18 protein-coding genes are annotated in these 20,729 nt (G+C 66.1%); 6 read left to right on the top strand and 12 right to left on the bottom strand.

Annotated features, from left to right (window positions below):
- Positions 1-18: 18 nt before the first annotated feature.
- From WFH00_RS04430 to WFH00_RS04445, 4 genes are read right to left on the bottom strand one after another with little or no spacing between them, the layout of a single operon-like run.
- Positions 19-444, bottom strand: coding sequence for a carboxymuconolactone decarboxylase family protein (locus WFH00_RS04430; RefSeq protein WP_336659416.1), 426 nt, complete (start codon positions 442-444; stop codon positions 19-21).
- Positions 441-1,331, bottom strand: a complete 891-nt coding sequence (locus WFH00_RS04435) for an NAD(P)-dependent oxidoreductase (protein WP_336659418.1) — start codon at positions 1,329-1,331, stop codon at positions 441-443. The genes WFH00_RS04430 and WFH00_RS04435 overlap by 4 nt, the downstream gene beginning before the upstream one ends.
- Positions 1,328-1,990 carry a GntR family transcriptional regulator gene (locus WFH00_RS04440; RefSeq protein ID WP_336659419.1) on the bottom strand — a complete coding sequence of 221 codons (663 nt, stop codon included), beginning with the start codon at positions 1,988-1,990 and terminating at the stop codon, positions 1,328-1,330. Before WFH00_RS04440 ends, WFH00_RS04435 begins: the two co-directional genes overlap by 4 nt.
- 48 nt (positions 1,991-2,038) lie before the next feature.
- Positions 2,039-3,049 (bottom strand): LysR family transcriptional regulator, encoded by a 1,011-nt coding sequence (locus tag WFH00_RS04445; RefSeq protein WP_336659420.1) that lies wholly within the window; start codon positions 3,047-3,049, stop codon positions 2,039-2,041.
- Between the two features lie 44 nt (positions 3,050-3,093).
- Between WFH00_RS04445 and WFH00_RS04450 the strand changes: the two genes are divergently transcribed.
- Together WFH00_RS04450 and WFH00_RS04455 are read left to right on the top strand one after the other, a co-directional pair.
- On the top strand, positions 3,094-4,419 hold the full coding sequence (locus WFH00_RS04450; RefSeq protein WP_336659421.1) for an MFS transporter: 1,326 nt from the start codon (positions 3,094-3,096) through the stop codon (positions 4,417-4,419).
- Positions 4,420-4,441: 22 nt separating this feature from the next.
- Complete coding sequence (locus WFH00_RS04455; protein WP_336659422.1) at positions 4,442-5,365, top strand: carbon-nitrogen hydrolase family protein; 924 nt, start codon at positions 4,442-4,444, stop codon at positions 5,363-5,365.
- Between the two features lie 129 nt (positions 5,366-5,494).
- On the opposite strand, the gene acnA is transcribed toward WFH00_RS04455, so the two are convergent.
- From acnA to dut, 4 genes are all read right to left on the bottom strand, one after another.
- Positions 5,495-8,164, bottom strand: a complete 2,670-nt coding sequence (gene acnA / locus WFH00_RS04460; protein ID WP_336659423.1) for an aconitate hydratase AcnA — start codon at positions 8,162-8,164, stop codon at positions 5,495-5,497.
- A 63-nt stretch (positions 8,165-8,227) separates the two neighbouring features.
- Positions 8,228-9,127, bottom strand: a complete 900-nt coding sequence (locus WFH00_RS04465) for a DUF3159 domain-containing protein (RefSeq protein ID WP_336659424.1) — start codon at positions 9,125-9,127, stop codon at positions 8,228-8,230.
- Entirely contained in the window at positions 9,124-9,795 is a 672-nt protein-coding gene (locus tag WFH00_RS04470) for a DUF3710 domain-containing protein (RefSeq protein ID WP_336659425.1), read from the bottom strand. Before WFH00_RS04470 ends, WFH00_RS04465 begins: the two co-directional genes overlap by 4 nt.
- 63 nt (positions 9,796-9,858) lie before the next feature.
- Positions 9,859-10,296: a dUTP diphosphatase gene (dut, locus tag WFH00_RS04475; RefSeq protein WP_336659426.1), complete on the bottom strand. Its 438-nt coding sequence runs from the start codon at positions 10,294-10,296 to the stop codon at positions 9,859-9,861.
- Positions 10,297-10,394: 98 nt separating this feature from the next.
- On the opposite strand from dut, the gene WFH00_RS04480 reads away from it, so the two are divergent.
- Positions 10,395-10,862, top strand: a complete 468-nt coding sequence (locus tag WFH00_RS04480; RefSeq protein ID WP_336659427.1) for a DUF3093 domain-containing protein — start codon at positions 10,395-10,397, stop codon at positions 10,860-10,862.
- A gap of 139 nt (positions 10,863-11,001) precedes the next feature.
- Here the strand turns inward: WFH00_RS04480 and WFH00_RS04485 are convergent, their stop codons facing one another.
- Positions 11,002-11,292: a DUF4193 domain-containing protein gene (locus WFH00_RS04485; protein ID WP_336659428.1), complete on the bottom strand. Its 291-nt coding sequence runs from the start codon at positions 11,290-11,292 to the stop codon at positions 11,002-11,004.
- 219 nt (positions 11,293-11,511) lie between these two features.
- On the opposite strand from WFH00_RS04485, the gene sepH reads away from it, so the two are divergent.
- On the top strand, positions 11,512-12,816 hold the full coding sequence (gene sepH / locus WFH00_RS04490; protein ID WP_336659429.1) for a septation protein SepH: 1,305 nt from the start codon (positions 11,512-11,514) through the stop codon (positions 12,814-12,816).
- Between the two features lie 57 nt (positions 12,817-12,873).
- Here the strand turns inward: sepH and WFH00_RS04495 are convergent, their stop codons facing one another.
- Positions 12,874-14,067, bottom strand: a complete 1,194-nt coding sequence (locus WFH00_RS04495) for an alkaline phosphatase family protein (RefSeq protein ID WP_336659431.1) — start codon at positions 14,065-14,067, stop codon at positions 12,874-12,876.
- Between the two features lie 10 nt (positions 14,068-14,077).
- Here WFH00_RS04495 and WFH00_RS04500 point away from each other — a divergent pair, with 10 nt between their 5' ends.
- Positions 14,078-16,549 (top strand): DNA gyrase/topoisomerase IV subunit A, encoded by a 2,472-nt coding sequence (locus WFH00_RS04500; RefSeq protein WP_336659432.1) that lies wholly within the window; start codon positions 14,078-14,080, stop codon positions 16,547-16,549.
- Between the two features lie 134 nt (positions 16,550-16,683).
- Here WFH00_RS04500 and WFH00_RS04505 read toward each other — a convergent pair whose 3' ends face one another.
- A complete protein-coding gene (locus tag WFH00_RS04505) occupies positions 16,684-18,777 on the bottom strand; it encodes a DNA gyrase/topoisomerase IV subunit B (RefSeq protein WP_336659433.1) in 2,094 nt (697 codons plus the stop codon).
- Positions 18,778-18,970: 193 nt separating this feature from the next.
- Between WFH00_RS04505 and WFH00_RS04510 the strand changes: the two genes are divergently transcribed.
- Positions 18,971-19,192: a DUF7455 domain-containing protein gene (locus WFH00_RS04510; RefSeq protein WP_336659434.1), complete on the top strand. Its 222-nt coding sequence runs from the start codon at positions 18,971-18,973 to the stop codon at positions 19,190-19,192.
- A gap of 144 nt (positions 19,193-19,336) precedes the next feature.
- On the opposite strand, the gene WFH00_RS04515 is transcribed toward WFH00_RS04510, so the two are convergent.
- The gene (locus tag WFH00_RS04515; protein WP_336659435.1) at positions 19,337-20,659 is read right to left on the bottom strand and encodes an RNA polymerase sigma factor; all 1,323 of its coding nucleotides are present in this window, start codon (positions 20,657-20,659) and stop codon (positions 19,337-19,339) included.
- Between the last annotated feature and the right edge of the window lie 70 nt (positions 20,660-20,729).

The following is a 20,729-nucleotide window of genomic DNA, read 5'->3' on the forward strand; positions in this document are numbered from 1 at the left end:
TTCTCGTTCTGTTGCAGGTTATTCCGCGGAGCCTGATCCGCCCTCGTGCACCTTCACGGATGGCTCGAGGCCCTCGATGCCCACAACTTCTGCCCACGCGTCGAAGCCCGTCTGGAACGCGACAACACCGGCCTCGGGAAGCGCGATCTCGATCGCCTCGAGAATCTCTTCGGCGGGCACCCCCAGATCGAGCGCTACGCGAATGTGGGACTGAATATGACCCTTTGAAGCGCGCATCACGGTGAGCGACACGATGAAGATGAGCTCCTTCACCTTGCGATCGAGCTTCCGCTGGTTGAGGTAGGCCGCCGATACGATACCGTTCGCCGCCTGCAGCACCTCGAAGTCTGCCTGCGCCATCTTCTTGTGGTAATCGAGCACATACCCGCGCTTGCGGGCCATTTCGTCGATGTATTCCTGCGGGGTTGTGGAATTGTCGGTCATGCTTCCTCCTTGACGATGGTGGTGTGAAAAAGTCGTTCATAGCCGCGCGTGATCTCCGTGTGATCGGGCGCCTCGCCGAGCGTCTCCCGCGCGCGAACGAGCAGCTCGTAAGATGCCTGAGTAAGCGGAGTGGATGCCGCGGGCGCATCGATGCCCATCGCGATACCCATGTCCTTGAGCATCAGGTCATAGGAGAACTTCGATGCGTACGTGCCGGTGAGCACGTGGTTCGGGAACTTCACCTGGCTGGCCTGGCTCATGCCTGTCGATGAGTTCAGTACCGCGACCATTCGCTCGGGCTCGATCCCGGCGGCCTTCCCGCGAATGAGCGCTTCGGCGACGATAGCTTGGTTGCTCGCGCTCACGAGATTGTTGATCGCCTTGGCGGCATGCCCCGCGCCGCTTCCGCCGACGACCACGACGTCCGCACCGACCGCTTCGATGAACGGCATGGCCCGTTCGATCGCGCTCGGCTCCCCGCCCACGAGCATCGCGAGCTCGCCCGTGGCAGCTTTCGCGATGCCGCCGGACACAGGAGCGTCGACGTAATCGATTCCCCGCGCCGCTGCGAGGGCCGCGAGCTTCTGGGTGCTCGCAGGCACACTCGACCCCATATCGATGATGAGCGAACCCGTGCTGAGCCCGTCGAGAACGCCGGAGTCGATCAGGATCGATTCGACGATCGCGCTCGTCGGAGCCATCAGGATGACGGTGTCGATTCCTTCGAGGTGCGCCAGGTCGTAGTGCGGGGTCGCCCCGATTTCCTGCGCGACGTCCTTCGTGACCTCGGGAACGATGTCATATACGGCCGTGTCGAACCGCTGTGCGATGTGGCCGACCATCGGCCGCCCCATTCGGCCGAGACCGATGAAGAGTGATGTACTCATTTGCCTGCTTCCGTGTGCTGTTGGAGATGTTCGAGCGCAATTGCAGCAGCGACCTGAACGTGCTCGATGCTCGCGAGATAGGCCGCTTCGCCATCGCCCGCGGCCACGGCGTTCACGACGCGCTGAAGTTCGCCGACCATGCGGCGCCCTCGGCCCGCCTGCTGCAGCGTCACCCTTCTGAGCTGACTGATCCGCGCCTGCACGCCGGCGAGCTGCTCGCCGATGATGTCGTTGTGACTCGCCCGAATGAGCGCCGCGTAAAAGCGCTCCTTCGCTCTCAGGAGGTCGTCGAACGGCTCGAAGTGCGCATCGATGTTGAGCAACGCATCATGCAGTTCTTTGAGCTCGTCGCGCGTACGGTTCTCTGCTGCGAGTCTGGCGGCAGTTCCCTCAAGCGCAGCCCGCACCTCGTAGAGTTGTCGCGCCTGGTCGCGGCTCAACTCCGAAACGACCGGACCGACATTCGGTTCGATGTGAATGAGACGTTCACTCTCGAGCTGTCGAAGAGCCTCGCGGATCACCGTGCGGCTCATGGCGATCTCCTCGACGAGCACCCGCTCTTTGAGTCTGCTCCCTGATGGAAACTCCCCGCGAACGATGCGCTCACGAAGCGTAGCAACCGCCTGCTCCCTCAGGGGCGCGGCCTGCTTATTGGTCACGAGCGCCTCCTCTCGAGAGATTACGGTAATACCATTCACTTCGGTTTATCAACTCTGCGGCGATTCGGCCTTCGCCCATATGTCGAGATCTGAATGCCGCATCTCATCGGCGAACTCTCCGAGAATCTTCCTCAGCCACAGGTTCTCCGGTGACCCGTCGGCGCGAGAGTTCCAGATGGCGGCGATCGAGAAACGCGGCGCGGGAAGCGGGCATCGACTCAGCTTGAACCCCGTCGCCTCGGCGAGTGCTCGCGCTGCGTACTCCGGAAATGTTGCGATTCCGGGCAATCGGGTGAGCAGTGACGTCAGAGCGGAAAAGTGACTTACCGAACACAGCACCCTTCGTTGGTGGCCACGAGCTGCCATCAGGTCGTCGACCCAACCGCGCTGCACGTCGAACGACACCCTCACGTGTCCCTGCTCGAGGTACTCGTCATAGCTGATGGGCTCGGACAGGTCCAGAAGTGCTGGGTTGTAGAGACAGAGATAGCCGCTCGAGAAGAGCGTTTCAGCCTGATGAGAAGAGGAAAGCTGCGTCGGCGCCATGGTGAGCGCGACATCAATGCGGTCGCTCTCCAGGCTCGTTCTCCAGAGCGTGCTGTTGGTCTGGTGGATCGCGAACGACACCGTCCATCCCAGACGCTCCTTGCGCTCTGCGAGCCATGGCGCCAGCACCAGTTCGATGTCGTCCGACATGGCGAGATGGAGCACCCGGCTTCCGGTCGTCGGTTCGAAGTCCGGTTCGTCGAAGACGACGTCGGCGATGGATGACAGGGTCGGGCCCAGCCGCGCGGATATCTCGAGCGCGCGCCAGGTCGGAAGCATCCCGGTACGAGACCGTTCGAACAGGGGGTCATTGAACAGCTTGCGCAACCGTGAGAGCGCCGCGCTGACGGCGCTCTGACTTAAGCCGAGCTTCACTGCTGTTCGGGTAACGTTCCCCTCCTGCATGAGCGCCTGGAAGATGACGAGCAGATTGAGGTCGATGCGACGAAGATCAGTCGGATTCATATAGCTCATTCTAACTATCAATTTGACGATACAGAGGTGGGCATGCACAGTGGTGTGGAATCTATCTGCGCAGTGAACGAAGGAGATCTCACATGCAGCAACCGACCAGCGCCGCGCCTCGGAGCGACGCCGACCTCCTCGACCTTTCGAAGGCCGATCGCCGCAAGCGCTTATTCGCTGTCGGTATCGGCAACTTCATGGAGTGGTTCGACTTCGCCATTTACGGGTACTTCGCCGCAATCATCGGCGCGACCTTCTTCCCGTCGGGTGACCCCACAGCGGAAATGCTGTCGTCGCTTGCGGTTTTCGCCGTCGGGTTCATTTCCCGTCCGGTGGGCGCGCTCTTCCTCGGTCCGATCGGAGATAAGTTCGGTCGGCGTACGGTTCTCATCATCACGGTGCTCAGCATGGGCATCATTACGACGCTGATCGGTCTCACACCGTCCTTCGAACAGATCGGTGTCGCTGCGCCGATCATCGTCGTCGCACTTCGTCTGCTTCAGGGCATGATGGTCGGCGGTGAATGGACGAGCGCCGCTGCGTATATCGGCGAAAGCGCGCCGAAGGACAAGCGGGCTCAGTTCGCGAGCGTCGTTACCGCAACGGCGGGTATCGCCTTCCTCGTGGGCACGATCGTCGCGGCGATTCTGCAGGCGACGATGAGCGAGGCCGCGCTCAGTAGCTGGGGATGGCGAGTGCCGTTCCTCTTCTCGCTCATCATGGCGATCGTTGCCGTCTACATTCGTCAGAAGCTCGAGGACACCCCGGTGTACGAGGAGATCGAACGCAAGCGGGCCACCGGGACCATCGAGATCACGACGCTCGGAACCAAGTTCCGCGCATTCGTTCTCACCCTCGCTTTCGCAGGCATCTTCGGCGTCGGTCTCTACTACTTCGTCACGTACTCGAATAATCACCTCACGAACTCGGTGGGCATGGAGCGACTCAACTCGCTGCTCGCCACCGGTTCAGCGATGGTGGTTTACGTCGCGTTCAACCCGCTGGTCGGCCGTATCGCGGATCGCATCGGCCGTCGACCGGTACTCCTCACAGGTGTGGTCGGCCTCCTCATCTGGGCCATTCCGGCCTTCATGCTCATGAACACCGGCGTCCCGTTCCTGGCGTTCCTCGGACTCACCGTGTTCTCGTTCTTCGTCGCGTGCTGCGCGGTGATGTGCAATGTGCTGCTCGTCGAGGTGTTCCCGGCATCGGTTCGATCCACCGGTTCTTCGCTCGGCTACAACATCTCCTACGCACTGCTCGCGGGCCCCGGTCCCCTCATTGCGGCATGGCTCGTCGCAAGCACCGGATCGCTGATCTCTCCGGCCTACTACGTCATGGCGGTTGCGGTTCTCGCCCTCGTCGTGCTCGTTCCGATGCTAAAGGAAACCCGCCACGTCGATATCAGCCACGGCTAATCGTTCAGAAAGGTACAGACTCATGAGCAAGGTCGCAGTAGTGCAGGCCGGCAGTGTCATTTTCGACACCGAGGCTTCGACGGAAAAGGCGCTCAAGTACATCGCTGAAGTTGCCGCGAATGGTGCACAGCACGTGGTTTTCCCCGAGGCGTTTCTCGGCGGATATCCCAAAGGCAGCGCATATGGCGCAGCCATCGGGGTGCGCACGGAGGTCGGGCGCGAGGAGTACCTTCGCTACGTCAACAGCGCAGTGTCGATCGACGGCCCCGAGGTGCGCCGCCTGATTGAGGCCTCCGCGGAACACGGCATATCCATGGTCATGGGGGTGATTGAGAAGCTCGGGAACACCCTGTACTGCACGGCGCTGCTCATTCACCCTCAGGATGGCCTGGTGGGTTTCCACCGGAAGCTCATGCCGACGGGCACCGAGCGTCTCATCTGGGGTTTCGGCGATGGATCGACTCTCGACGTCATGGACACCGAGGTCGGCCGCGTCGGATCCGTGATTTGCTGGGAGAACTACATGCCGCTGATGCGGCAGGCAATGTACGCCAAGGGTACTGAGATCTATTGCGTCCCGACCGCTGACGACCGGGACACCTGGCAATCGACCATGCAGCATATCGCGCTCGAAGGGCGCGTCTTCGTGTTGTCCGCATGCCAGTACATTCACCGAGACTCCTTCCCTCCAGAGCATCAGGTGGATTTCGAACCCGCCTTCGGGGACGACTTCATGCGCGGAGGAAGTGTCATCATCGATCCGACCGGCAAGGTACTCGCCGGGCCGGTGTTCGGAGAAGAAACGGTGTTGTATGCCGACATCGATCTCGATGTGAAGAGCAAGTCTCACCTCGACTTCGACTCCGTCGGGCATTACGCGCGGCCCGACGTCTTCACCCTGACCGTGAACACCCAAGCAGCAAACAGCGTGAGCTTCACAGCGTAGTTTCTGACGACACCGGGTACGACAAGACCCCCGCTCCTCAACCGAAGGCGGGGGTCTTGTGCTGTACTCCTGCAGCGCGTGATCAGCGTGGCCCCCCTACCTCAGCGAGGAGCGGGGCCGCGCTGTCGCTTAGACGAGCGAGCGGAGCACGTACTGGAGGATGCCACCGTTGCGGTAGTAGTCCGCCTCACCCGGGGTGTCGATGCGGACGACCGCGTCGAACTCGACGACCGAGCCGTCGGCCTTCGTCGCCTTCACCGCGACCGTCTTGGGGGTCGTGCCCTCGTTCAGCACCGTGACACCCGAGATGTCGAACGTCTCGGTTCCGTCGAGTCCCAGGGAGTCAGCGTTTTCGCCCGCGGGGAACTGCAGCGGCAGCACGCCCATGCCGATGAGGTTGGAGCGGTGAATTCGCTCGAAGCTCTCGGTGATGACCGCCTTGACGCCAAGGAGGCTCGTACCCTTCGCTGCCCAGTCGCGCGACGAGCCGGAGCCGTACTCCTTGCCACCGAGCACCACGAGCGGCGTGCCCTGCGCGAGGTAGTTCTGCGCCGCGTCGTAGACGTACGCCTGCGGGCCGCCCTCCTGCGTGAAGTCGCGCGTGAATCCGCCCTCGACATTGTCGAGGAGCTGGTTGCGAATGCGGATGTTCGCGAAGGTGCCGCGGATCATGACCTCGTGGTTGCCACGGCGCGAGCCGTAGGTGTTGAAGTCCTTCGGCGCGATGCCGTTCGCGACGAGGTACTGGCCGGCCGGCGTCTCCGCCTTGAAGCTGCCCGCGGGGCTGATGTGGTCGGTCGTGACCGAGTCGCCGAGCTTCAGCAGCACGCGAGCCCCGGAGATGTCGGAGACCGGTGCCGGCTCGCGCTCCATGCCGTCGAAGTACGGGGCCTTGCGCACGTAGGTCGACTTCTCGTCCCAGGCGAAGGTGTCGCCGTCGGGAGTCGGCAGCGAGGTCCAGTGCTCGTCGCCATCAAACACGGTCGCGTACTTCGCCTCGAACATCCCCGAGTCGATGGAGGCGTCAGCGATGCGCTGCACCTCGACCGGGTCCGGCCAGATGTCCTTCAGGAAGACGTCGTTGCCCTGCTCATCCTGGCCCAGCGCCTCGGTCTCGAAGTCGAAGTCCATGGTGCCGGCGAGCGAGTACGCGATCACGAGCGGCGGGCTCGCGAGGTAGTTCATCTTGATGTCGGGGTTGATGCGACCCTCGAAGTTACGGTTGCCCGAGAGCACCGCGGTGACCGCGAGGTCGTTCTCGTTCACCGCATCCGAGATCTCCTGGTTCAGCGGACCGGAGTTGCCGATGCAGGTCACGCAGCCGTAGCCAACGGTGTAGAAGCCGAGTGCCTCGAGGTCGCGGTTCAAGCCCGACTTCTCGTAGTAATCGGTAACGACCTTCGAGCCCGGTGCGAGCGTGGTCTTCACCCACGGCTTCGCCTTGAGGCCCTTGGCCGCGGCGTTCCGCGCGAGCACGCCCGCCGCGAGCATGACCGACGGGTTCGACGTGTTGGTGCACGAGGTGATCGACGCGAGCGTGACTGCGCCGTGATCGAGCTCGAACTCGCGGCCCTGCTCGTCCTTGACCTTCGCGGGGTTTGCAGCCTGCGCGTAGTTCTTGAGGTCGTTCTCGAACTGGTTCTTCGCGTTCGAGAGCTCAATGCGATCCTGCGGGCGCTTCGGGCCGGCGATCGAGGACACGACCGTCCCGAGGTCGAGCTCGAGGTACTCGCTGAACTCCGGCTCACGCGAGGGATCGTGCCACATGCCCTGAGCCTGCGCGTATGCCTTGACGAGCTCGATCTGCTCCTCCGGACGCCCGGTCAGGCGCATGTAATCGAGCGTGACGTCGTCGATCGGGAAGATCGCCGCCGTGGAGCCGAACTCGGGGCTCATGTTACCGATCGTGGCGCGGTTCGCGAGCGGCACCGAACCGACGCCCTCGCCGTAGAACTCGACGAACTTGCCGACCACGCCGTGCTTGCGGAGCATCTGCGTGATGGTCAGCACCACGTCGGTCGCCGTGACGCCCGCGGGAATCTCCCCCGAGAGCTTGAAGCCGACGACGCGCGGGATGAGCATCGAGATGGGCTGGCCGAGCATGGCCGCCTCCGCCTCAATGCCGCCGACGCCCCAGCCGAGCACGCCGAGACCGTTCTCCATGGTCGTGTGGGAGTCCGTGCCGACACAGGTGTCGGGGTACGCGAACAGCTCGCCATCGATCTCGCGGGTGAAGGTGACGCGCGCGAGGTACTCGATGTTCACCTGGTGGACGATGCCGGTCCCGGGAGGAACGACCTTGAACTCGTCGAACGCGCCCTGGCCCCAGCGGAGGAACTGGTAGCGCTCACCGTTGCGCTGGTACTCGATCTCGACGTTGCGCGCGGCGGCGCCGGGCGTGCCGTACACATCAGAGATCACCGAGTGGTCGATGACCATCTCGGCCGGAGCGAGCGGGTTGATCTTGTCGGGCGTGCCGCCGAGGTCAACTACGGCCTCGCGCATCGTTGCCAGATCGACGACGCAGGGAACGCCCGTGAAGTCCTGCATGATCACGCGTGCGGGGGTGAACTGGATCTCGGTATCGGGCTGAGCGGAGGGATCCCATCCGCCGAGCGCCTCGATGTGCTGACGGGTGACGTTCGCGCCGTCCTCCGTACGCAGCAGGTTCTCCAGCAGCACCTTCAGGCTGTAGGGCAGCCGCTCGTGCCCGGGGACCTTGTCGATGCGGTAAATCCCGTATTCCTTCTCGCCGACGGCGAGGCTGCTCTTCGCGTCGAAGCTGTTGACGGCTCCCATTGAGCTCCTCCAATGTCTCTCGATGTCAAGATAATTCTATACCCGTGGCCGACACCCCAATTGTCACGCCATCGGGGTGTTTTGCCCAGGGGTGGTCTCAGGGTTGTTCGCGGAATCATCTGACGATGGCGCGAGTCGGCTCAATACAAACCAGGTGAGGATCACGACGAGTGCGAACAGCGGCACGCCCATGACGAGCCGCGCGATCCCGAGGGCGTCGGTCGCCGAGCCGTCGTCTTCGCGTGCGGCGAAGTACAGCGGCACCTGCACCGCGAGACGCGCAATGAAGAGCGATGCCCACACGAGGGTCAGCCACGTCGCGGCGCGCTTCAGGGGGCGTGACTTCCGCCAGCCCGTGAGGTCGCCGCGAAGTGCGCCGAGCACGAGTCCGATCAGCGGCCATCCGACGAGCGCGGAGAGGAGCAGAGCGCCACCCCAGGCGATGTTCGTGATGAACCCGGGCAGGTAGTAATCGGCTCCCCGCCCGGTCACGAGCGTCGCCGCGACGGCCACCGCGACACCGGCTGCTCCCGAAATGACCGAGACCAGGGGCTCCCGCCGCAGCAACCGGATCACCATCAGGATCGTCGTGAGCGCGGCGGGAGCGATCGCCGAGATGCGCGCGTCGCGCGTGAACGTGTAGAGCGCCAGAAACAGTACCCCCGGCACGAGCGTCTCCGCGATCCCTCGCCAGCCGCCGATCGCCTCGAGCACGCCGCGCCCCGACACGGCCTCACCGGAGAGACCGGCTCGCACCGAACGGCCGAGGGCTCCGCCGAAGGGAGCCGGCTCGTTCGCGGCGCCGGCGCCGCTCACCGGGCCCGCACCACTCGCGACTTCTTCACCGCTCACCCGATCGCTGCTCGGGAGCGGCGGCGTCAGCGGAGTTCGCACCTCGCCCGCTTCCGCTGCTCGCGGTTCCTCAGCTCCGAGATCGCGCTGCGGTTCGTCGTGCGCGCTCACACCTGCAGCGTTCCGCCCTCGGGCGCCTGTCGCTGGCCCTGCACTCCGGCGGGGACCTTCAGCGGCAGCAGCTCGCTCGGGGGCATCGGCTGCTCACCGCGCACCACCACGAGCTCACGGTAGAGGTCGAGCACGCGCTCGCGCGCGGAAGCGTCCGTGGCAGCCTTGCCCATGATCACGCCTCGCAGCATCCACCGGGGCCCGTCGACCGCGACAAAGCGCGCGACGCGAGTTCCACCCTGATCAGCGGGCGCGGGCGTCTGCACGAGCAGCTCGGGCCCAAGCGTGCCGTCCTCCTCGGTGATCGTGCCGCCCTGCGCGGCCATCTGCTTCGCGAGCTCCGCCCGCACCCCGTGCCAGAGGCCGGTCTTCTTGGGCGCGGCGAACGCCTGCACCTGCAGCAGCGACTCTGCGTACTCCAGCGACACCGCGACCACGCGGTTCGCACGCTCGTCAACCTCAAGCCGAAGTTGCAAGCCTTCTCGCGGCGCAACCTTGATGCCGCCGAGATCGACATATGGCCGCATCGAGGGAACCTCGCTCGCGTCGAACGGGCCGGCCGTCGCGCGGTCCTCCGGCGCAGACTTGCTATCGTCGACGACCCCAGGGGCCTGCTCGCTCAGCTCGATCTCGTCGCCGCCCAATGCGGCGTTCTGTTCTTCGCTCATGTGTGATTACTCCATCCATCGGCCTGGTTGGGCCGCTCTCGGCGGCCGCAGCCGCCGCGCTCGTTAACCGCGAACGCCCGTCGACCCGAAGCCGCCGGCACCGCGCTCACTGCTCGGAAGCTCATCTACGGGCACGAATACCGCGCGGCTTACGGGCATCACGATCATCTGCGCGATGCGATCGCCGATCTCGACGGAGAACGGCTCGGTGCGGTCGGTGTTCAGCAGCGTCACCTTGACCTCTCCGCGATAACCGGCATCAACCGTGCCTGGGGCGTTCACCACGGTGATGCCGTGTTTCGCAGCGAGACCGCTGCGCGGAACCACGAATGCCGCGTACCCGTCAGGCAGAGCGATCGAGACGCCGGTCGCGACCAGCGCGCGGTCGCCCGGGGCCAGCACGACCGCCTCCGCGGCGCGCAGATCCGCCCCCGCGTCATCGGCATGCGCGTAGCTCGGGGGAAGCTCGGCCACGATCGGTACGTTCACCACGTCAGTCACGCTCACAGGCTATCGGATCACCACCGACATTCACCGCTTCACGGCGTGAGCTCGGAACGAGCTCACAGGCGCGGGCGCGGGCGCGGGATAATGGAGCCATGACCCGCGACGCCTCGCCCTCCCCCGTCTCATACCGCGAGCGGCTGCTTCCCGGACCGAGTCTCTTCATCGCACTCGTACTCGTGATTCCGGCGGTCGCGCTCGTGCTGACGCCGATCAACGGGCAGTGGGCGATTCCCGCGGGCGTGCTGATCTACGTCATCCTCGCGGTGACCTTCCTGCTGCTCAGCCCGGTGATCATCGTGAGTGACGGCCGGCTCACCGCCGGTCGCGCTGAGATCCCGGTTTCGCTCCTCGGGAACGTAGAACTCCTCGGCGCCGAGAGCCTCAGAGCAGCGATCGGCCCGGGAGCCGACGCTCGCGCGTTCTTGCTGCTGCGCGGCTGGATCCATCGCGGCGTGAAGATCGCAAATGTCGATCCAGTCGACCCGGCACCCTACTGGGTCCTGACCAGCCGGCATCCGCAGCGTCTCGCGGAGGCGATCGAAGCGGCCCGGGCGGCGTAAGAGCGCACCGCAATTGAACGCCAGCACGGCACGATGAAACGGCCGCCCGGTGAAAACCGAGCGGCCGTTCAATGCAGCGTGCAGCAGCGATAGCTCCTCACCGGTGCAGGCGCGCGCACGCGCTGCGCAAGCGCAAGTCTTAGTTCGAGCACTCCCGGCAGACGGGGCCGAGCTCGGTCTCGTGATCGATCTGCGAGCGGTGACGCACAAGGAAGCAGTTCACGCAGGTGAACTCGTCATCCTGCTGCGGCAGCACGACGACGTCGAGTTCGACGTCCGAGAGGTCGTTCCCACCGAGGTCGAAGCTCGGGTTGTCGGCATCCTCCGAGTCGAGTCCCGAGGCGCCCTTGGCGGGTCCTCGCTCCTTCAACGCCTCGATTGATTCTGCGTCTTCTTCAGTCTTTCGCGGGGCGTCGTAATCGGTGGCCATTCTCTCCTGCGTTCCCGTGCCGGTCTGCCAGCACATATCCTTCGAGCGGCCATAGTCTGCCCCACCGAAGGCACCCCGCGCAAACTCTGACCCTTGGAGTTCTCTGTGCGCGAAGTCTGCGGGTGCTCGACGAGCCTCCTTCGCCACGCGCCGCGTCAATGCTCGCGATCCGGCGGCCAGTATGCGACGCTGGGTCGCGACTCACGAAGGAGATGCGCGATGGACGAACTGCGCTTTGTGCGCCGAGATGACCGCTCGCTAATCGTGGCGAACGACTCCGGTGAGGAGTTCCGGTTCGTCGTGGACGACGCTGCGCTGAGCGAGCTACGGCACCTCAGCCGCCGCGAGACGAGTGCTGCTCCCGTTCGCCCGCGCGAGATCCAGGCTCTCATCCGTGCCGGTAAGACGCGCGCCGAGGTCGTCGCGCTCACCGGGCTCGCGGATGCCGACGTTGAGCGGTACGAGGAGCCCGTGCTCGCCGAGCGCCGGTACATTCTCGAGCGCGCGCACGCGGTGCCGGTCCGCACGGGTACGCACGGCGATACCGATCAGCGCTTCGGCGAGGTGATTGCGGATCGCCTGGTCTCCCTCGGCTCCGACACGAGCGAGTGGTCGGCGTGGCGCGACCCCGAGCGCGGCTGGATGGTCAGCCTCGAATTCATTTCCCATGATGTGGCCCATGAGGCGGTGTGGTCGTTCGAGCACCGCAAGGGCGTGCTCTCCCCCGTCAACTCCGACGCCGTGAACCTCTCGAAGCAGGGTGACGTCGGCGACCGCCTGATCCCGAAGCTCCGCGCGGTCGACTCACGAGAGCACTCGGAACAGTCCGAGCGTTTCGACTCCGGCGCGTTCGACTCCGAAGAACTCGCGGGCGCCAGTGCCGGCGTCGAAGAAGCGAAACGCCAGAGCGCCGACGCTGACGGCGCTTTGGAGGCCGCCGGCGAGGATGCGGCCTCGGGCGACGTGAACGCCGAGTACCAGCGCCGCAAAGAGATCGATCAGCGCGCCATTTCGAGCGATTCGGCGGAGCCGGTCGACTTCAGCCAGACCGCGGATCTGCTCGACGCGCTTCGCAAGCGGCGCGGGGAGCGGAACCAGGGTAAGCAGGAAGCGGGTCTGCGTCCGCAGCCGCTCGATCTTGACGCGCTCGGAGACAGCGGTGAGGGCAGCGACAGGGCCGATCAAGGCTCGGCCCCGACGTCCTCGCGCGACACGAGTCCACAGGGTCCGCAGCGGATCGCGCCCGAGGCTCCCGTCCGCGACTCGAGCGCGTCCCCGCGCAGCATCTGGGGCAACGCCGGGGTATCGAGCTCGCTTCCCGCTTCGCCCACGCGCCCCGCTGCGCCTCGCCCCGTCGCCGGCACTCAGAACTCTGACGCATCGACCGCGGAGGACTCAGAGGCACCTCGTGAGGAATCGAGCGGCTCCGACGCCGAGCGTCCGGCCAGGAAGGGCCGTGCCTCGATCCCGAGCTGGGACGCCATCCTGTTCGGTACCCGCAGCGACGAGGACCCCGCGAAGTAGACGCCGCTTTCCCGCTCCGAGCCGAACTCTTGTGGTCGTCGCCGTGCCCGGCCTGCATCAGCGCGGCTGAGCGGCCGCGCGAGCCACAGCCGCGGCGAAGCCGGATCCCGCGAGAGCACCGCCGAGCGCGAGGGGCACCCCGCGTTCCTCGTCCGTGAACGAGCCGTGCTGGCCGACCATCGCAAGCGCTCGCGGGTCGTCAGAGCTGGAGTAGTAGGCGACCTGCTTCCGCGCCGCGATCAGGACCTCGCCCAGCCGATCCGCCACCTCAGGCTGCACCGGCCCGAAGTACCCCGCCTCGATCGCGCGCTCACGCGTCATCACCCACGCGCGCTGGCCCTCGGCCTCCGACCACGCCGCGGCGACGCGATCCGCGTCCGCACCCTCGCGCACATACAGGGAACGGAACCGAGGTTCGCCCCCGATCTCCTCGACGTCTTCAAGCAGCGGCGGATCCGCATCGAGCATGACCTGCTGGTGCGAGGCGACGTCGACGATGCCGTGGTCAGCGGTGAGTGCGACCCCCACGTCCCCGGGAAGGGTGCGGAGGAAATCGCCGAGCGCGGCGTCGAGCTGCTCGAGCCGCCGCACCCAGGCCTCGCTCTGCCAGCCGGACTCGTGCGCCGCCTTGTCGAGCTCGTCGACGTACAGGTAGATGATCGCGGGGTCGCCCGAGCGCAGCGCCTGTGACGCGAGCGCGAAGCGATCCGCGATCCGCTGCCCACCGAGGTAGTCAGCGCCGCTGAGAATCGCCTCCGTCAGCCCGCCGGTCGCGTGCGCCGGGCGGCCGATGGCGATGGCGCGCGCGCCGACCTCGGTCGCGCGGCTGAGCAGCGGCGTGGCGCGCTGCCAGCTGCTCGGGTCCGCGATCTCGTCCCAGTCCCGGAGCGTCGTGACGAGGCCCGCCTCCGGGTGGCGGATGCGGTAGCCGATGAGCCCGTGTTCACCTGGCAGGCGACCGGTGAGGAGCGTGGTGAGTGCCGCGCCCGTCGTCGATGGAGCGACGGTCTCGATCCGCTTGCGCTGCAGCGCCCCGATGTTCGGTGCGTGGCCGATGCGAGCCGCGAGGTTCGCGCTACCGAGCCCGTCGACGACGATGAGCACGAAGGCCCGAAGCGACGGGAGTGCCTCCGACGCTGCGTACGCGAGGTCGGCAGGAAGCTGAGTTCCCGTCCCCCGCGCGACCGCGGCGAGCCCGCTCGGCAGAATCGCGGCAAGCCTCGCACCGTTGTCGGCGGTCGTCGGTAGCATGAAGTCCATTATGACCGACCCCAGTAGTACGTCCGCCGCGACCCCCGATCACCCGCACGAACTCGCCGGCGAACGCATCGAAGACATCGACATCTCGCAGGAGATGGAGGGATCGTTTCTCGAATACGCGTACTCGGTGATCTACTCGCGCGCGCTCCCCGATGCGCGCGACGGGCTGAAGCCGGTGCAGCGACGGATTCTCTTCATGATGCAGGACATGGGCCTGCGCCCGGAGAAGGGGCACGTGAAGTCGGCGCGCGTCGTCGGCGAGGTGATGGGCAAGCTCCACCCGCACGGTGACTCGTCGATCTACGACGCGCTCGTGCGCCTCGCGCAGGGCTTCGCGCTGCGCCTGCCGCTCGTAGACGGGCACGGCAACTTCGGTTCGCTCGACGACGGGCCCGCGGCCTCGCGGTACACCGAGGCACGGCTCGCGGGGGCGGCGCTCGCGATGACGGAGTCGCTCGACGAGAACGTCGTCGACTTCGTGCCGAACTACGACAACCAGATCCTGCAGCCGGAGGTGCTCCCCTCCGCGGTGCCGAACCTGCTCGTGAACGGGGCGAGCGGCATCGCGGTGGGCATGGCGACGAACCTCGCACCGCACAACCTCATCGAGGTGGTCGACGGGGCGAAGCACCTGCTGATGCACCCGCAGGCGACGGTGGATGAGCTCATGGAGTTCATTCCGGGTCCCGACCTTCCGGGCGGCGGCATCATCGTCGGGCTCGACGGAGTGAAGGACGCGTATCGCACCGGTCGCGGCGCGTTCCGCACCCGGGCGAAGGTGTCGGTCGAGCAGATCGGGCCGCGGCGCACGGGCCTCGTCGTCACCGAGCTCCCCTACCTCGTCGGCCCCGAGCGCGTGATCGAGAAGATCAAGCAGGGCGTCGAGGGTAAGAAGCTCAGCGGCATCTCCGACGTCGCCGACCTCACCGACCGCAAGAACGGCCTGCGGCTCGTCATCACGCTGAAGACCGGGTTCTCACCCGAGGCCGTGCTCGAGCAGCTCTACCGTTACACCCCGCTCGAAGACTCCTTCAACATCAACTCCGTCGCGCTCGTGGAGGGCCAGCCGCAGACGCTGGGTCTCCGAGAGATGCTGCGCGTCTTCCTGGACCACCGCATTTCGGTCGTCAAGCGGCGCTCGGAGTTCCGCCTGATGAAGCGGCGGGAGCGCCTGCACCTCGTGGAGGGGCTGCTCATCGCGATCCTCGACATCGACGAGGTCATTCAACTCATCCGCACGAGCGACGACGCGGAGACCGCGCGCACGCGTCTCATGCAGGTCTTCGATCTGTCCGAGGCGCAGGCTGAATACATCCTGGAACTGCGCCTGCGCCGCCTCACCAAGTTCTCTCGCGTTGAGCTCGAGGCCGAGCGCGACGAACTGCAGGCGGAGATCGAGCGTCTGCTCGAGATTCTCGGCAGCGAGGAGCGGCTGTTCGCGGTCGTCGCCGCCGAGATGGACGCAGCCGCCGAGGCGTTCGGCACGCCGCGCCGCACGGTGCTCACCGGCGCGGTGGTGCGTCCCTCGCGGGCGGCCGCATCGCCCGCGTCGCTCGAGGTCGCCGACACCCCCTGTACCGTGCTGCTCTCGGTGACGGGGCGCGCACTCCGCGTCGACCGCGATCCGGATGCGCCGGCCGCGATTCGCCCCGCGCCTCGCGCCACGAAGCACGGCGCGGTCCTCGCGCGCGTGGACGGCACGGTTCGTGGCGAGCTCGGCGCAATCCTCTCGGACGGTACGCTGCATCGCTTCACTCCGGTCGACCTGCCGCTCGTGCCAGCCGCGAGCGTCGCATTCTCCGCCGGCGCGAAGCTGCTCGAGTACATCGGCGTCTCCGATAAGAAGCTCAGCATCGTCGGCATCGTGCCCCTCGACACGGAGACACCGATCGGACTGTTCACCGCGCAGGGCACCGTGAAGCGCGTGGTGCTCACAGATCTGCCGGCGCGCCCGGAGTTCGAGGTCATCGGCCTCAAGAACGGTGACGCGCTCGTCGGAGCGTTCGAAGCGCCCGACGACTCGGAGTTCGCCGTCGTCACGAGCGACGCGCAGTTGCTGCGCTTCGCAGCCTCCTCGGTGCGACCGCAGGGTCGCCCGGCCGGCGGCATGGCCGGCATTCGCTTGGGCGCGGAGGCGCGTGTCGTGTTCGCGGGCGCTGTTGCTGCGGGCGCGGAGGCGCGCGTCGTGACGATCGCCGACAGCTCCATCACGCTTCCGGGTACCGATGTCGCGACCGCGAAGGTGTCGGACTGGGCCGAGATTCCCGCCAAGGGGCGCGCGACCGGCGGCGTGCGAGTGCAGCGCTTCTTGAAATGGGAGGATCAGATCGCCTGCGCTTGGGTCGGCGCCGGCGATCCGCGCGCGCTTGCCGCCGATGGGAGCGCCCGCACGCTTCCGAGCGAGCTCGCGAAGCGCGACGGGTCGGGGCAGCCGATCGACGGCGCGGCCGCGTACGTCGGCGTCGCGCCGTAGCCGTCGCTTGGAGGTGACGGCCCGCCCGCGAGGGGAACTGGCTTCCCCGTGAAGGCGTTCACAGCAATGAAGGGGTGGAGGCGCGGCACCTATTGCCCGCGCCTCCGCCCCTTTGTTGCACCTCCCGGCGAGCGCTACGCGTCGATGCGCTCGCGATCGAGGTCGTCGGCGTTGTCGATGATGAACTCCTTGCGGGGTGCGACCTCGTTGCCCATGAGGAGCTCGAAGATCTGCGAGGCCTGGTGGGCGTCCTCGACGCGCACCCGGCGCAGCGCGCGGTGCTCGCGGTCCATGGTCGTCTCAGCGAGCTGATCGGCGTCCATCTCACCGAGGCCCTTGTAGCGCTGGATCGGCTCCTGGTACTTCTTGCCGCGCTTCTTCAGGTCCGCGAGCAGCGCGTTCAGCTCGCGCTCGCTGTACGTGTAGATGACATCGTTCGCCTTGCGCCCGGCGTTTTGCACGATGACGCGGTGCAGCGGCGGCACCGCCGCGTACACGCGGCCGGCCTCGAGCATCGGGCGCATGTATCGGAAGAAGAGAGTGAGCAGCAGCGTGCGAATGTGCGCGCCGTCAACGTCGGCGTCGCTCATGAGGATCACCTTGCCGTAGCGTGCGGCGTCGAGCTCGAAGTCGCGGCCCGACCCCGCGCCGATCACCTTGATGATTGCACCGCACTCGGCGTTGTTCAGCATCTCGGCGACCGAGGCCTTCTGCACGTTCAGGATCTTGCCGCGGATGGGCAGCAGCGCCTGGAACTCGCTGTCTCGCGCCGGTCGTGCCGTGCCGAGCGCGCTATCGCCCTCGACGATGAAGAGTTCGGTCTCAGCGACGTTCTTCGAGCGGCAGTCGATCAGCTTGGCGGGGAGCGACGAGCTCTCGAGCGAGCTCTTGCGTCGTGCGGTGTCGCGCTGTGCGCGCAGCGCGATCCGCGCCTTCATCTCCGAGACCATCTTCTCGAGAAGCGCGCTCGACTGCGTCTTGTCGTGCTTCTTCGACGACTCGTAGCGCTCGGTGAGGCCCGCGACGATCGCCTTCGTGACGATGGCGCGCACGGCCGCGGTGCCAAGCACCTCCTTGGTCTGGCCCTCAAACTGCGGCTCGGGAACGCGCACCGTGACGACCGCCGTGAGACCGGTCAGAATGTCGTCCTTCTCGGGCTTATCGCTGCCCGCCTTCAGCTTGCGAGCATTGGCCTCGATCTGCTTGCGGAAGAAGCGGGTCAGCCCCTGCTCGAAGCCTGCGAGGTGCGTGCCGCCCTTCGGCGTCGAGATGATGTTCACGAAGCTCTGGATCTCGGTGTCGTACCCAGTGCCCCACCGGAGCGCCACGTCGACTTCGCACCGGCGCTCGACCTCGCGCGAGACCAGATGCCCGGTCTTCTCGTCCATGACCGGGACGGTCTCGGTGAAGGTACCGGCATCAGTGATGCGCCAGGTGTCGGTGAGCGGCGGATCGACGGCGAGGAACTCGACGAACTCTGAGATACCGCCCTCGTAAGCGAAGCGGTGCACCTGGGGCGCGCCATCCTCGGCGAGCGACTCCGCGCGCTCGTCAGTGATCTCGATCGCGAGTCCCGGTACGAGAAACGCCGTCTGCCGGGCGCGCGCCACAAGCGAGTCAGGCTCGAAGCGCGCCGTCGACAGGAAGATCTGCGGGTCCGCCCAGTAGCGCACGCGCGTGCCGGTAACGCCGCGCTTTACCTTGCCGACCACCCGCAGCTCCGACGAATCCTCGTACGGCGTGAAGGGGCTGTCAGGCCCGTCACCCGCGAACACGCCGGGCTCCCCGTGGCGGAACGACATGGCCCAGGTCTTACCCTCGCGGTCGACCTCAACATCGAGGCGAGATGAGAGCGCGTTCACGACGGATGCGCCAACGCCGTGCAGGCCGCCCGAGGACTGGTACCCGCCGCCGCCGAACTTGCCTCCTGCGTGCAGCTTCGTGTACACCAGCTCGACACCCGTGAGGCCGCTCTTGGGCTCCACATCGATCGGCACGCCTCGACCGTTGTCTGCCACAGTGACGCTGCCGTCGTCGTGGAGCGTCACACCGATCTCGTTGCCGAAGCCGCCGAGCGCCTCGTCGACCGAATTGTCGATGATCTCCCACAGACAGTGCATCAATCCGCGGGAATCAGTGGTACCGATGTACATGCCCGGCCGCTTCCGCACCGCTTCGAGACCCTCGAGAACGGTGAGGTGTCTCGCGGAATAGCTGGAATCTGCCACGGCTTGGATCTCCTCAGTTCGTTACTCGATTAACACTAGGACACGCCGCCGACACGGACGGTCAGGCGACCCGGCGAGTGACCGCGCGAGCGGGACACTACGCGGTCAGCGAACCCGCGCATCGCAATGCGGTGTTTCCGAGCCCGCCGTGCTTGGATGGGAGCCAAGCGAGAAGAGGATAGAGGAGGTTGCCATGACGACACTCGAACAGGATCGGGTCGAAGAAGTCGACGCCGCCGATCGCCCCCTGAGTGCGCTGGATCGCTGCGACAGCTGCGGTGCCCAGGCCTACGTCCGAGTGCTGTTGGGCGGAAGTGAATTGCTCTTCTGCGCGCATCACGCCCACAAGCACGAGTCGAAGCTCCGCCCGATGGCGGAGGTGTGGCACGACGAGACCCACAAGCTCAGCGCGTAGACCGCGCACACGAGAGAACGGCCCCCGGGAAGCGAGCTTCTCCGGGGGCCGTTCTCTTGTGTCTGGGGTGGCCTCGGATGACCGCCCCGCTTGCGACCGGACGCTCGCACCGCACGTCGTCGGCGCGAGCGTCCGAGACGACGCTTAGTCGAGGTAGTCGCGCAGCTGCTGGCTCCGCGACGGGTGGCGCAGCTTCGCCATCGTCTTCGACTCGATCTGGCGAATCCGCTCGCGCGTGACGCCGAACGTGTCGCCGATCTGGTCGAGCGTCTTGGGCATGCCGTCGCCCAGACCAAAGCGCATCCGGATCACACCCGCCTCGCGCTCCGAGAGCGAGTCGAGGAGCTGCTCCAGCTGCTGCTGCAGCATCGTGAAGCCGACCGCGTCTGCGGGCACCACGGCCTCGGTGTCCTCGATAAGGTCACCGAATTCGCTGTCACCGTCCTCACCGAGCGGGGTGTGCAGGGAAATCGGCTCGCGGCCGTACTTCTGCACCTCGACGACCTTCTCGGGCGTCATGTCAAGCTCGCGGCTCAGCTCCTCGGGCGTGGGCTCACGACCGAGATCCTGCAGCATCTGGCGCTGCACGCGGGCGAGCTTGTTGATGACCTCGACCATGTGGACGGGGATACGGATGGTACGGGCCTGATCCGCCATTGCGCGCGTGATGGCCTGACGGATCCACCACGTGGCATAGGTCGAGAACTTGAAGCCCTTGGTGTAGTCGAACTTCTCGACGGCGCGGATGAGTCCGAGGTTGCCCTCCTGGATGAGATCCAGGAACTGCATGCCGCGGCCGGTGTAGCGCTTCGCCAGCGATACGACAAGGCGCAGGTTCGCGCCCAGCAGGTGGCTCTTCGCGCGCTGACCATCGCGGGCGACCCACTTGAGCTCGCGCTCGAGCTTCTTCGGGAGGCCCTTCTCGGTCGCGAGCTTCTCCTCAGCGAAGAGGCCCGCTTCGATGCGCATCGCGAGCTCGACCTCTTCGGCCGCGTTCAGCAGAGCGACCTTGCCGATCTGCTTGAGGTAATCCTTCACCGGGTCCGCGGTCGCCCCGGGGATCGCGGTCGTGATCGCGGGCACGTCTTCCTCGTCGCCCGCCTTGAGCACGATCGCGCCCGTGGGAAGCGGCTCGGTCACGACCGGCGCCGGCTTCTCCTCCTCGACGATCTCCTCGTCGACTTCGGGAGCATCGATATCGATCTCGTCCTCGGCGCTCTTCTTCGCGCGCTTGGCCTTCGTCGCCGCCGGAGCAGTCTTCGCAGCCGTCTTGCTCGCAGCCGTCTTGCTCGCAGTTTTCGCAGCCGGCCTCTTCGCCGCCGCGGTCTTCGATGTCGACGCCTTGGTCGCCGTCTTCTTGCGTGGAGTCGTCGTGGTCTCGGTCATCTCACCGGCCTCCTCGGTTTCTGCTCCCTGCTGCGCACCCGTCTTGGATGCTCGGGATGTGGTCGTGGATGCAGTTGCCACGCAGCCGCCTCTCGTTCAGATCTCCGGCCTGTGCCGCCGACGAAGTTCGCCGACGAGTGCTCACAGCATG

The sequence above is a fragment of the Leucobacter sp. USHLN153 genome (assembly GCF_037145615.1).
Lineage (GTDB): Bacteria > Actinomycetota > Actinomycetes > Actinomycetales > Microbacteriaceae > Leucobacter.